At 41.1% G+C, this 12,739-nt stretch carries 13 protein-coding genes; 2 read left to right on the top strand and 11 right to left on the bottom strand.

Features of this window, described 5'->3' with window-relative positions; all coding sequences use genetic code 11:
• Window positions 1-54: 54 nt before the first annotated feature.
• Window positions 55-1,503: an MDR family MFS transporter gene (locus tag MHH86_RS14560; RefSeq protein ID WP_038570799.1), complete on the bottom strand. Its 1,449-nt coding sequence runs from the start codon at window positions 1,501-1,503 to the stop codon at window positions 55-57.
• 153 nt (window positions 1,504-1,656) lie between these two features.
• Between MHH86_RS14560 and MHH86_RS14555 the strand changes: the two genes are divergently transcribed.
• A complete protein-coding gene (locus tag MHH86_RS14555; protein WP_076141670.1) occupies window positions 1,657-2,205 on the top strand; it encodes a PadR family transcriptional regulator in 549 nt (182 codons plus the stop codon).
• A gap of 60 nt (window positions 2,206-2,265) precedes the next feature.
• Here MHH86_RS14555 and MHH86_RS14550 read toward each other — a convergent pair whose 3' ends face one another.
• The 4 genes from MHH86_RS14550 to msrA all read right to left on the bottom strand — a co-directional run bounded on the left by MHH86_RS14550 (window position 2,266) and on the right by msrA (window position 6,335).
• Window positions 2,266-3,663: a HAMP domain-containing sensor histidine kinase gene (locus MHH86_RS14550; protein WP_036678128.1), complete on the bottom strand. Its 1,398-nt coding sequence runs from the start codon at window positions 3,661-3,663 to the stop codon at window positions 2,266-2,268.
• Window positions 3,660-4,367, bottom strand: a complete 708-nt coding sequence (locus MHH86_RS14545) for a response regulator transcription factor (RefSeq protein WP_178420260.1) — start codon at window positions 4,365-4,367, stop codon at window positions 3,660-3,662. Before MHH86_RS14545 ends, MHH86_RS14550 begins: the two co-directional genes overlap by 4 nt.
• Window positions 4,368-4,464: 97 nt before the next feature.
• Window positions 4,465-5,655 (bottom strand): ArsR family transcriptional regulator, encoded by a 1,191-nt coding sequence (locus MHH86_RS14540; RefSeq protein ID WP_051491006.1) that lies wholly within the window; start codon window positions 5,653-5,655, stop codon window positions 4,465-4,467.
• Window positions 5,656-5,822: 167 nt separating this feature from the next.
• Window positions 5,823-6,335, bottom strand: a complete 513-nt coding sequence (gene msrA, locus MHH86_RS14535) for a peptide-methionine (S)-S-oxide reductase MsrA (protein ID WP_036678131.1) — start codon at window positions 6,333-6,335, stop codon at window positions 5,823-5,825.
• Between the two features lie 161 nt (window positions 6,336-6,496).
• On the opposite strand from msrA, the gene MHH86_RS14530 reads away from it, so the two are divergent.
• On the top strand, window positions 6,497-7,405 hold the full coding sequence (locus tag MHH86_RS14530) for an aldo/keto reductase (RefSeq protein ID WP_036678134.1): 909 nt from the start codon (window positions 6,497-6,499) through the stop codon (window positions 7,403-7,405).
• A gap of 334 nt (window positions 7,406-7,739) precedes the next feature.
• Here the strand turns inward: MHH86_RS14530 and MHH86_RS14525 are convergent, their stop codons facing one another.
• From MHH86_RS14525 to MHH86_RS14500, 6 genes are all read right to left on the bottom strand, one after another.
• On the bottom strand, window positions 7,740-8,432 hold the full coding sequence (locus tag MHH86_RS14525; RefSeq protein WP_036678136.1) for a class I SAM-dependent methyltransferase: 693 nt from the start codon (window positions 8,430-8,432) through the stop codon (window positions 7,740-7,742).
• A gap of 108 nt (window positions 8,433-8,540) precedes the next feature.
• Window positions 8,541-8,939: an Rrf2 family transcriptional regulator gene (locus tag MHH86_RS14520; protein WP_036678138.1), complete on the bottom strand. Its 399-nt coding sequence runs from the start codon at window positions 8,937-8,939 to the stop codon at window positions 8,541-8,543.
• Window positions 8,940-9,043: 104 nt separating this feature from the next.
• Window positions 9,044-10,129, bottom strand: coding sequence for a CHAP domain-containing protein (locus tag MHH86_RS14515; RefSeq protein ID WP_235219402.1), 1,086 nt, complete (start codon window positions 10,127-10,129; stop codon window positions 9,044-9,046).
• A gap of 75 nt (window positions 10,130-10,204) precedes the next feature.
• Complete coding sequence (locus tag MHH86_RS14510; RefSeq protein ID WP_036678141.1) at window positions 10,205-10,894, bottom strand: hypothetical protein; 690 nt, start codon at window positions 10,892-10,894, stop codon at window positions 10,205-10,207.
• 1 nt (window position 10,895) lies between these two features.
• Window positions 10,896-12,284, bottom strand: coding sequence for a serine hydrolase (locus MHH86_RS14505; protein ID WP_051491007.1), 1,389 nt, complete (start codon window positions 12,282-12,284; stop codon window positions 10,896-10,898).
• Window positions 12,285-12,417: 133 nt separating this feature from the next.
• Window positions 12,418-12,708, bottom strand: a complete 291-nt coding sequence (locus MHH86_RS14500; RefSeq protein WP_143766086.1) for a GNAT family N-acetyltransferase — start codon at window positions 12,706-12,708, stop codon at window positions 12,418-12,420.
• Window positions 12,709-12,739 lie beyond the last annotated feature (31 nt).

Genomic DNA, 12,739 nt, shown 5'->3' with positions numbered 1-12,739 from the left:
AGTCAAAAAGCAGATCAAGGATAAAACCTTGATCTGCTTTTTGTCTCGTACCGGTTATCCCGCGCTTTGTACAGTTACCACAGTACGCTTCTTGCGTAATAAAAACATCAGCGGAAATCCAAACAACACGATAATGGAACCTACCACAAAAACATCATTCACACCCATCGTGAACGATAGTAAACGTATCGAATCTGTATTACTTGCACCGGAGCTGATCAACTCTTTAGAGTGGAGTAAAGATCTACTCGACAACAGGGAGGTGAATACTGCAATCCCAAGTGAGCTTAACACATTGCGGACCCAGTTGTTGATCGACGTAGCATGCCCAGACCATTCGACGGGAATTTCCTCCATTGAGGCTGTACTGCTTGGAACATTGGCTAGTCCAATGCCGAGATTACGAACGACCATCGCCCACATAATAAAGCTATAAGATATGTTCGTTTGCAGCCGACTAAGCATGAATAAACCGATGAATATAAATAAAATACCCGCAGAAATCAACTTCACAGGTCCGAACTTTGGATACAGCTTACCTACGATTGGACTCAGTAAGGCAAGGAGGATCGAGGACGGCAATAAAATCAGCCCTGTTTTAAGCGTTGTAGCCCCTTCTACCGTTTGTAAGAACAAAGGGGTTAAATAGGTTCCGGCATACATCGCAATCGTAACCAAACTATAGATACTAAGCATGGCGGTAAAACGGCGATTACGGAATACACGCAAATTCAGCAGAGGCACCTCCGCCTTCAGCTCGCGCAAAACAAACAAAATTAACAACACAACCCCCAAAAGGATTAACGATAAAGTTTTCCATGAAGTCCATCCCCAGCTGTTGCCTTGGCTAAATGCGGTTAATAACGATAAACTACCGAGGACAACGGTGAGGAAACCAGGAATATCAAATGACTTCGGAATATTCATTCGATAATATGGGATTAACGTTAGGGTTAGAATAACAGCTATAATTCCAATAGGAATGTTAATTAAGAATAACCAATGCCAGCTGGCATATTGGAGCAGCCAACCGCTAAACGTCGGACCTATGGCTGGCGCGACCATCGCGGATAGCGACCAGAGGCTTACAGCAAACGGTCTGCGTTCTCCCGGAATTACTTGAAATATGATGGTCATCGTACAAGCCATAATGAGACCGCTGCACGAACCCTGAAGCATCCGAAATACAATTAATGATGTTGGATCCCATGCCAAAGCACAAAGCAAAGAGAACATGGTGAATCCCATCAAGGCGAAAAGATAAAGCCTTTTGTAGCTGAATCTTCCTCCGAGATATCCGGCGAGTGGTGCGGTTACTCCTGTCGCCAGCATAAAGCCCGTGACCATCCATTGCATGGTGTTCAGACTCGTATTGAAATGATCCATTAAAAGAGGAACAGCAATGTTGATCGTCGTTGTACTTAAGACAGAGACGAAATTTCCGAAGAATATGGCAATCATGATCGGCCAAAAATGTATTTTGCTTGCTTGATTTTCTTCCATGCTTCCCCTCCTCATTATTTTTTATATGTCTACTTTTACATATATAAGGTGACTTGAATAATGTTATAATCGTATGATCAATATGTCAATGATGACATATCCCCGAAAAATTCAATGAAAACGGATTTATAATAACTGGAGGGCTTTATAGTAATGAATACACTGTCTTATGGACTTCTAGCTTTACTTAGCGCTAACTCATTGTCTGGATATGAATTAACTCAGAATATCAAGCCGCTCTGGCGTGCTGGACATAGTCAAATCTACCCTCTATTAATGAGCATGGAGCAACAAGGTTATATCACCTTTAAGCTCATTGAACAGACCGACAAACCGGATAAAAAAGAATACTCCATTACGGAAGCAGGACTGGAGCAATTGCGGCAATGGGTGGAAACTACTGCAGAGCCTCCGGTGCTACGGGATGAACTGCATTTTAAGCTGTATAGCTTATGGCTATCCAACCCCGCAGAAGCCAAGGACCTATTACTAAAACGTGCAGAGTTTTGTAAGAGTGAGTTGGAGCGATACAAGGTTTTGCTCAAAGCAAACGAAGTCTTGCGTGATGAACGCGGTGAGACTCGTGAGTTAAAAGCCACAACTTTTGGACGTTATTTACTGATCCGCAAACGTGTGCTTGATATGGAGAGCTCTATACAATTTTGCGAATGGGCACTTGAAGAGCTTGAGTCGAATCAATAACATTATAAACAAGCAAAAAAGAGACCTCATTTTGTATCTGAAGTCTCTTTTTACTTACATTTATTCGGATTTAGATAGATTCAATAGTTGCACCTCGCAACGAGTACCCGCTCCAGGCTGACTTATCATTCGAATCTTGCCTCCATGCAATTCCACCAGCTTTTTAACAATGGAAAGTCCCAGACCTGAACCGCCGTATTGTCTTGAACGTGATTTCTCTACCCGGTAGAAACGCTCGAAGATATAGGGAAGCTCTTCCTCAGGAATACCTATTCCTGTATCTTCAACAATTAGAGTTGCAGCATCCGCTGCAAATTCCATATGAACAATAATCTCACCTTCATCCGTATAACGAATTGCATTTTCCAGAAGGTTCATAATAATCTGTTCCATACGTTTTTGATCTCCACGGATCATATACGCATCTCCGCTAAGCTGAAGCTTCAGCAGTAACCCCTTCTCCTTTGCTTTCAGTTCAACTCTGCGCACGGCTTGTTCCGCTAGCTGACTGAGATCGATCCACTCTTGGGTAAGAGTAACCTTTCCTTCCTCCATCTTTGCCAGTTCAAATAAATCATCCACAAGATGCTGGAGCCGATGTGCTTCCTGATGAATGATATCCAAGTATAGATCTCTTTCCCCTTCGGTCTCGTAAAGTCCATCTTTTATTACCTTGGTATACCCCTCCAAATATGTAATGGGCGTTCTCAGCTCATGTGAGATATTTGCCAGAAATTCCTGACGTGTATCCCTGTATCGTTGCAGATCGACAGCCAGATCATTTATAGCCTCTGCCAAAAAACCAATCTCATCGTTGCTACGTATAGAAAGTCTCGTTTCCAGCTCGCCAGCCGCGATTTTCCGGGTTGCCTTTTGCATCTTGATCAGAGGTCTGGACAAAATCATGGCGATCACACCAGTGATCCCTATAGCCAATATAAAAGCCCCTATTCCTGCAATCAGCAGCAGATTCCGGATGGAAGCCAAAGATTGCTTCATACTCTCTGTAGAGGACATTACATAAAGTGCAGACTGAGTTGTATCCCCCTCCATTATTGGTTTTCCAATGATAAAATAAGAATGTCCAGCAGGATCTTTATACTCAAAATCAACACTTTTCCCAGCGAAAATCCGGCTAACATCCGAAGCTTGGATGAATGAACGATCCGAACGATCATGTACACCCGAGTGGAGTATCACATTGCCATCCTTCGAGATATTAAAGATACTGACATCCGAAAATTCTGCAAAGGTACTCATCATCTGCTCATTTGAACTATCCTGCGATTCCGCCATTCCGATAAAATGTGAGGTGAGTTCCTCCGTCTCTTTTTGCATCTCGTTGTAATAGAAGCTTGTAAACATCCGGTCTATAGTAATTCCAAGGACAAGCAAAACTACTAAAAAAACAGACATTATAATATAACCAAGCTTAAGTCCGATGATGTTATTTTTCATACCAGATTACCTGGAGCGTGAAATTTATAACCTAACCCCCACACTGTTTGAACCGGATTATAGGAGAGGCCTGCCTTATGCAATTTCTCACGGATATTCTTAATATGGGTGTCGATAACACGATTCTCCCCCTCATAATTATTCCCCCATAATCGTTCCACCAGTTCTTCTCTCGTAAAAACCCGGGTAGTGTTTTGCGCCAAAGTAGCCAGTAAATCAAACTCCTTGAGAGTGAATTCAATGGATGTATCCTGAATATGTACCTCCCTAGCTTCTGGGTATATTTTAAAATCAGGGTATGTGAGCACCTTATCCTGAGGTTGGTGGGCAAATGTAAGTGTTGAACGCCGCAGCAGAGAATAAATCCTAGCCACTAATTCTTCCGGCTCAAACGGTTTAGTAAGATAATCATCTGCACCTATACCGAGACCACGTACCTTATCCTTGGTTTCAGAACGTGCGGTTAGCATTAGAATTGGGATAGAGCTTGTCTCTCTCACCAGCTTGCAGACCTGCCAGCCATCCATATCCGGCATCATCACATCCAGCAAGATTAGGTCAAAGCTGTGTCGTTTCAACAGTTGGAGTGCCTCATGACCCGTTGACGCCTCTTTTGTAGACATCCCTTCTTTACTTAAATAAATCCGCAATAAATTCCGCATGTTCCATTCATCATCTACGATCAGTATCTGTAGTTTATTCAAGCCGTTCACCCTCTTTATGACCTAGTTCTTCTCATTATACAAAAAAACACAGAACAAGCCGACATCATCCCTAAATGATGCCAGCCTGTGATTATGGTTAGTGGCCGGAATGCGGATTGCCTCCTGCAGTAGGTGAGATTTCTAGCATATCATCAATTTCACTTTGTGCTCGCTCATTTATTGCAAGGTTATCTCCAGTTATCCAAGCATGATTGTAAGGACCTTCCGCTGGTGAATCTTGAAATTTAGGTTGAAGCTCCATCATATACTCCATTACTGAATCTGGCAGCCCGTCTTTTTCTGTAAAAATAAGCGGCGCATGTTTCCCCAAATGGGAAAACGGCGCAGCGGCGATAGCGAGCATCGTTGAATCCGTGGTTAACAAAGACAGGTTATGACCGGGTGTAGTGATTCCCCAGCCGAATCCGTTATTGGCATCCTTAAAACTTGCAAAAGCTATAGCGTTCTTAAAAACATCTTGTCCAGCTATACGGGTAACTGTTCCGTATTCTTTTAATTGCTTTTCTACATCTGCTGAGACAATGTCTTCTGGTCCTAGGATATAAATAGTTGCACTACCTCCACGTTCTTTTAAAGCCTCGACCGTTGAGTTAGGAATTTCGTCTTTGGTTACATAGAGTAGAGGTTCCGGCATATGTGCGATCCAATTCACTGCTGGCAGCGTGTACTCAGGGCTATCCATAGAACCAATTATGACCGACTTTGGAAGTTCGCCGGCTGCTTTAGCGTAATAAGTATCTATAGCCTGAGCTACAGCCGCTGGCTCATCCCCTTCTATCCGGTCTACTTTTAAATCAATGGCCTTTAATTGTTGTTCTACATTAGATGCCATAGGCCCAACAAGCACTACCTGAACCCCATTATTGCCATCAGCACCTATTGGATTCAGTCGCTTAAGTTCTGCGAGGGTAACCTCAGGAACCCCATCTTTTGTGGTATACAGGACGGGGCCGTTACTGGGATGATGAATCAAATCTGCACTAACTGCGGCAATCTGCCAATTACTCACATCCGTCAAAACTACACTTGAGGGTCTATTATTCTTTGTTTGCGCAGTCCATAAAGTCTGAGAAACTAACACTGCGGCTTGAATCGGATCTGAAGTGTTAATGCGAGTAGTATTCTTCGTAGCTATCCAAGGTGGCTCCACCGTTGCAGAACTAGCATGCGAATTAACCTTAGATGGAACATTATTGCCTGATTGGCAGCTTGTTATCACTGTACTCAAAAGCAAACTAACGGCAACAAATGGTATGATTTTTTTCATCCTAAACCCTCCTGTGTGATGTTCTCGCTTGATTTAGAGTAGTTTAGTCTACAAATGTGTGGAAAGTATGTAGAATTTAAAATAAATAAAATTTGTATATAATGCAAAAAGAGCATCCCGTAAGCCATGTATGACTCAGGATGCTCTTGGTCTAGATTTTTCAATGCTTACCAGTGTTTTGCGATAAAAGTATCCCGACCGGATTGCTCCCGATCTTCTTTGTAGTGCTTAGGATTCTTATGATGATAATCCTGATGATACTCTTCTGCACGATAAAAAGTTGGCGCCGGAAGAATTTCCGTAACGACTGGACCGGAGAATCTGCCGCTGCCCGCAACCTGTTCTTTCGAGGCAAGAGCCGCTAACCGCTGTTCTTCATTATAATAGAAGATAGCTGTCCGGTACTGAGTCCCTCGATCCTGGAATTGTCCACCATCATCGGTAGGGTCAATCTGAGGCCAATATAATTCAAGCAGCTTCTCGTATGAAAAAAGCGCTGGATCAAACGTAATCTGCACAACCTCGTAATGCCCCGTTGTTCCGGTTTTGACTTCTTCGTAGGTTGGATTCTCAGTTAACCCTCCCGCATATCCCGATACAATTCCATGAATGCCTGGTAATTCCTCAAACGGTGTCACCATGCACCAAAAACATCCGCCTGCAAACATCGCTTGTTCCATATGATCAAATCTCTCCCTATCTATCTTCATCTAATAAATAATATATGCTATGACGATAAAGCCAAAAGATCATAAAGTCAATGGAAGTCAGCAGCACCATTAGAATTCAAATCTCCAAAACGTTATAATATAACAACAACAGAAGTAGAAAGGAATGCGCTATGAGAAAAAATCGTTTAGGACAATCCGATTTGTATGTAAGTGAAATAGGACTTGGCTGTATGTCTTTGGGTACGGATGAGGCGAAAGCCATTTCCATTGTTCATGAAGCACTCGATCAAGGAATCAATTTTGTTGATACAGCAGATCTTTATGATGAGGGCCGTAATGAAGAGATTATTGGCAAAGCCATTCGTCAACGTCGTCAGGATGTAATCCTAACAACAAAAGTTGGCAACCGCAGAATTCCCGGTCAAGAAGGCTGGAGCTGGGACCCTTCAAAAGCCTATATTAAAAATGCAGTCAAAGATAGTCTCAAACGGCTGCAAACGGATTACATCGATCTATACCAGCTGCATGGCGGCACTATTGAAGATCCAATTGACGAAACGATTGAAGCTTTTGAAGAACTTAAGCAAGAGGGTCTTATCCGCTATTATGGGATCTCTTCTATTCGTCCTAATGTAATTAGAGAATATGTGAAAAAATCAAATATTGTAAGTATTATGAGCCAATATAGCATTTTAGATCGACGTCCTGAGGAAGAAATCCTTCCTCTGCTAGCTAAGCATGGAATTAGCATGATCGCACGCGGACCTTTAGCAGGGGGCATTCTATCAGAGCGTGGCCGCAGCAAGGCGGAAAAGAATTACTTAGATTACAGTAGTGAGGAACTTCTGAATTTACATGATCAACTTTCGCAGGAAACTAGTGACTCGCGCAATCTTGCGCAAACAGCGCTGCATTATCCACTAGCTAATCCATCTGTAGCCGTTATTATTCCTGGGGCAAGCAGTCTGGAGCAATTAAAAAGCAATGTAATGGCTGCTGATGTAGCTCCACTCACTTCGGAGGAACTTGCAGACATTCAGCAGATGAGCAAAGCAAATCGTTACAAGCTTCATGTATAGATTAGTCACTTTCGTTAAAAACAATGGGGTGTCCATAGCCATACAATGGCTGTTGGGCACCCTTACTTTTTGAATCTAACTGATCGCTGATCTAATCCTTAAACTTGGTTTGATTAGATATTATTCACACGAACGAAGCCGCTATAGGACACAGTTGACCTTATGCGCTACTTTTTACTATATTAAGGGTGCTCGCGGACTCCATAGCCGCTATGAGCTTGATAATCACCATATATCATCCTCTATTTAAGGAATAGCAGCACTGGAGTCCGAAATCATGCCCCAAAGGCTAAATATATGCAAATAACGTCATCTGAGTCCGAAAGTATTCAAGTCACCCCGCGTGACACATCCAGCCTGCCATAATTCCAGTAGAATAAAATCGAGTGATTCTCGTGAAGCCTGATTCTTTCAATAACTCTTCAATTTGTTTTTCAGGAAGAAAAGAAATTTTCGTAATATTGCTACTTACATTATCAAACGCTTCGGGAGATTCATACCCTGCAACCCAAAAGCTTTTCCATACATTTATTCTGTCGTGGAGTTCAGGATCATCCAAATCTCCATATGCACTTACGAGAACAAATGGAGCACCCGGTTTCAGATTATCCTTTATGGAGCGAAGCAATTTCAATTTTTCTTGAACATCATGAATGAAGTGAAGGACCAAAATACAACTTGCCACATCGAACTTTGAGTCCTGCTGAGGAAGATCATCGATTGTCCCAGGAATCAGACTGACACGGCTCTCTAAGCCCAGTTCATCTATCTTTAACTTCGCGATCTTAAGCATATCTTCCGAAGGATCCACTCCAGTAAATGTCCAGTTTGGGTTAGATGGACCCCATGCCGAAAATTCATTTCCTCCCCCCGCACCGACCACGAGCAAAGATACAGGGATGTCACCTAATTCGAAGCGAAAATAAGATTGGATCATCGAAAATAATGAATCATAAGAGGGAATCGAAATACGAGTTGTTTTTTCATAGGTCGCCCTCTTGGCATTTAATTTTTGCTCATCAGTCATTGTAATCATCCTCCATTGTTTTAAACTTCACATTTTAGTATCAAAACCCACATTAAAGTTATTACGGATTTATATTATCTCTAATAAGCCCGAAAAAAGAACGGATCTTTACTCCGTCTTCATCGTTTTTGCCAAATCTGCAATTTTCGTGTTCTCTAAGTACTGCTCCATCTGTCGTTCAGCGTCAATCACAACCTGTTGAATCAGACATTCACTTCCGTGATCTAGACTGCATTCAAAAAAGGAAGCAGTTCCTTCAATCGCATGAATAATATCCAGAAAAGAGATTTCCTCCGACTTGCGTCTGAGACGATACCCACCATTAGCGCCAGGCGCAGATTGAATTAATCCAGCCTTCACTAGCTTAGTCATCATTTTGGACAGATAGGTTTGGGAAACACCCAGCTTCTCAGCAAGCAATTGAACACCCACCGGCTTATCAGACGCCACCGTCACCATATAGAGCATTGCATGAAGTGCATAATCTGTCGCTTGGGAATATTTCATTCAGCACCTCCATTAACGACTTTAGAAATCTATGATAACTCTAACATTTTTAAAAGGCAAGTATATAATTCCTACACTCGCCCATTAAGCAATCTTCTTCATCCTCAACTAATTGGAGTATACTCTCCATTAAACTCAAATTCATAGTCATTAGCGATACGGATATAGCCATATACGCAATGCCAGCGATCTCTGTAGAAAACACTGGAATAATTCTGATTATCCCTATTTCCTTCAGCAACTAAGATCTCTTTGTCATCGCATGCTAAAACAATACCTGTATGATCGTGAGGGTCATTAGTTAGCAATTTTTCATAAATCACAATATCACCACGTTGAGGAGTAAACCCCTCTTGCCCGTCAAAATAAAAAAATGCGGTCTCAGGTAGTTGCGCCCACTCTAACCATGCCCCTACGCCAGCTAATCGAAAATCAGCATTCGGATATCGAATCGGCAGCAGAAAGCCAGCTTGCATACAGCAGTAATATACAAATGCTGCGCACCAATTGTTTTGTAATACTTTATAAATCCCTTGGTCAGGCCAATATTTACAGATTTCTCGATATCGTTCGTTTCCTGGTATTCCAACAATGTTTTCTTTTCCAAATGCTTCAGCAATATTAGCCAACTTGCCTCGTTTATCCGTAGGCTGGTGAACTTCAGCCCCGCTACTGTAATCTATCTCTTCCAAAAAATCCTCTGGAATCGTCATTTCACGAAGTACATTCCGAAGCCTATTCGTGTCCTGTTGTGTTACATTACAGTCCCTATTCTGCAAATGTAATTGTAGAACTTGAGCATCCTTTAGAATCTCTTCATAGGGACCCTTAACTTTATTCCTATCCCCTTGATGGAAGATCGCCTTTAGAATTTGAGTCAGCTCTTCATTGGTGAACATATTCAAGTCTCTTAATAAAGGCCTTACGGTATCTGCACTGTTGGGACCTGGAAAATCCTTGACTCCGGTTTTGAAGAAATAATAATTATGAAGCAGTCCTATAATGGCTGCCAATTCCTGATTTTGTTCTCTTTTCATGGCAAGCAATGAAGCGAAGCTAGACACTCCGTACAGGTGAACACACGCTTCCTGTTTCCGTTGTTCGCTACCTAAAGACATGATCATTTCTTGAACCAGCACACGCACACTATCGAGGCGCTGGTTCACTTTTGTTATCAGTCGTTGAGTCACTGGAAACCTTCCCCTCCGTTACTGCTCAGCTGTAATAATACCAAAGCTAAAACTGACATAAATTTTTTTATCAATTCAGTCCCTAAAGACTACCTTTTTCTGTCCATCCTTGACGAATTCCACACCAAAATAATCGGTATTACCGTTCGCCCCGAATTCAGCGATCCGAGCATCAGGCTTACTCTCAAAGTGAATGTTATGTTTAATATTAGATCTTGGTAACAATGTAATCTCTTGCGGCTGAACCTCTGCGAATGACCAAATCCCTTGAGAATTACCATACTCTCGAAAGATTGGACGAATCATAACGGTTTCATTTTGCCCGCCATAGTTGATTAGCCTGATTGTACATTGAACCTTCACTATATCCTCTTGAGTACCGTACATACAGTGCGAATCTTTTTCCAGAAAATCCACAACTTCAATTCCTTCATTGTTCATATTCACAAGATAATACAATCGTTCTGTTAGAAATGGATATAACGTAATGAAAATGATGATAGCAAGCAAAACGGTTCTACCTACATATTTTTTATAACGCTGTCTAAAGTGCTTTATAGTTAAACTCCCACTGACGATTAACATAATGATCCCGAATATCGCTGAGTAATGTAAACCATGGTTTGTCGCAGGCTCGCTCCAAGGCGGAATTCCAATGGTTCTGAAGAGGTAATCCCCAAACATAGTCCCCTGATGTGTGATTCCCACAAAAACTAAAGAAAACAGCAAAAATAAAACAGCCATCCATCCTTTACCCTTGATCATTTCATCCCTCCCAACCAATAACAGTTATGTCTTCTCTATCCTCCAAGGAAAGATTCCTATGCATATGCAATTCAATTTTTTTACCGCTAAAACTCAAGGTGTAATCAACTACGTAAGGGGTTTCAATGTAATATACCGTGAGGATTAATTTAGAATCAGCATATTGCCAGCTTGCAGATGTACAAACTTCCTGCTCACTAAGGGATAAGTCTTTAATAAATAAACATTTTGCATTGGCAGGCTTTAAAAAATTGAAGTTAAATTCATCTAAATGATCGTCGTAAAGTAAAGAAAAACTAAGGTGATCTTCTTCAAACTTCAGTATTAATTCTTTAATTTTATGCTTATTATCTTCAAAGATATAAATTCCACTGTACGATCTATAATCTACTCTAACTATCCTGTCTACTAAGGAGATAAATGTAGGAGATTTAATAATGTTAGAAACATCCGTTGACCAATCATGGTTCAGTAAATTTGCATATATGATATCTAAAAAATCCTGTAACTTCTTCATCTCGGTAAAACTTGAAGTTGCAGCAATCACAATCTCTCGACTCGGATCAATGAAACACAATTGACCAAAAGCTCCATTCCCCATCTTACATCCATTCCTGCACATAAAGAACTGATAACCATATCCGTTTGACCAATCAGCCTTATTTTGTCCCCAACGATTATCGCTTTGTTCATTTAGCGCCAGCTTTAAATAATCTTCAGAAACAATTCTACAGCTATTGTAAACTCCTTGATTGAGGAGCATCTGGCCAAATTTCGCAATTCCATCTGTTGGTATGCTTAGTCCCATTCCACCAGCAACAATTCCTAACGGGCAAGTCTCCCATTCCGGTCTTTCTATGTCCAATGGGGCAAATAATCTTGGCATTAGAAAATCAACAAGATTCTCTCCAGTCGTCTTTTCGATAATAGCCGAAACCATATAAGTGGCGTGTGTATTGTAATTGTAATAACTTCCCGGTTCATCTTCTACGTCCAAAGCTAAAAAGGCACGAACCCAATCATTTTGCTTGGCTATCGCACCATATATATTATTGTTATGTCCTGTATTCATGGAAAGAAGATGATGTATCGTCATCTTATCTAAATTAGGTGAAATTGAGCTAGGAAGCTGATCCGGGAAAAAAGAAACCACTTTATCCGTTAATTCAAAATAACCGTTATCCCATGCTATGCCTGCTGCAATAGATGTAAAGCTCTTACTCAGAGAAAATAAAACCTGGGGAACGTTTTTGCGGTACGGTTGACGATAAAACTCGGTAATAACTTCTCCCTTACGCAATAGCATAAAAGTATTAACCGGTAAATCAGATCGTTCAAGTTCTTCATAAAACTTAGACAGCGCTTGGGTCAAATTCTCTGGATTATCCATTTAAACCTCGCTTGTCGTTATATTTTTGAGTTTTTTAATAATTCTCAGGTGGAGCGCTAAGTCTCGTGTCAGGTCTAAAATACTTGATATAGTTGTGGTACATTTCCGTTTCTTTAAACCCAAGACTCTCATATTAGGCTTTCGCAAAATTCCCCTTCACTACTTCAAGTATGGCCTTATCTTCACCTCTACTAATGATTTCATTAATAAGAAATTTCACAAAAGATCTTCCATAACCTCGTGATTGATGTTCTATCGAAATAGCAACCATACTTATTTTATTTCCTGCTATCTTGCCTACTGCTACTATCGTTTCATCAACTATCATTACAAACATATTATCTTTATTCTCCGCATACTGTTCCCGTTCCCATTCCACAGGTTTATAAAAAAATGAGGGATACATACCTACACGTTGACGCATATGATAAAAAGCTAATTCGCAAACTCTGTCC

This window comes from Paenibacillus sp. FSL F4-0097, assembly GCF_038593125.1.
Classification (GTDB): Bacteria; Bacillota; Bacilli; order Paenibacillales; family Paenibacillaceae; genus Paenibacillus_AQ; species Paenibacillus_AQ odorifer.
This window is presented reverse-complemented; position numbering and strand designations above follow the sequence as displayed.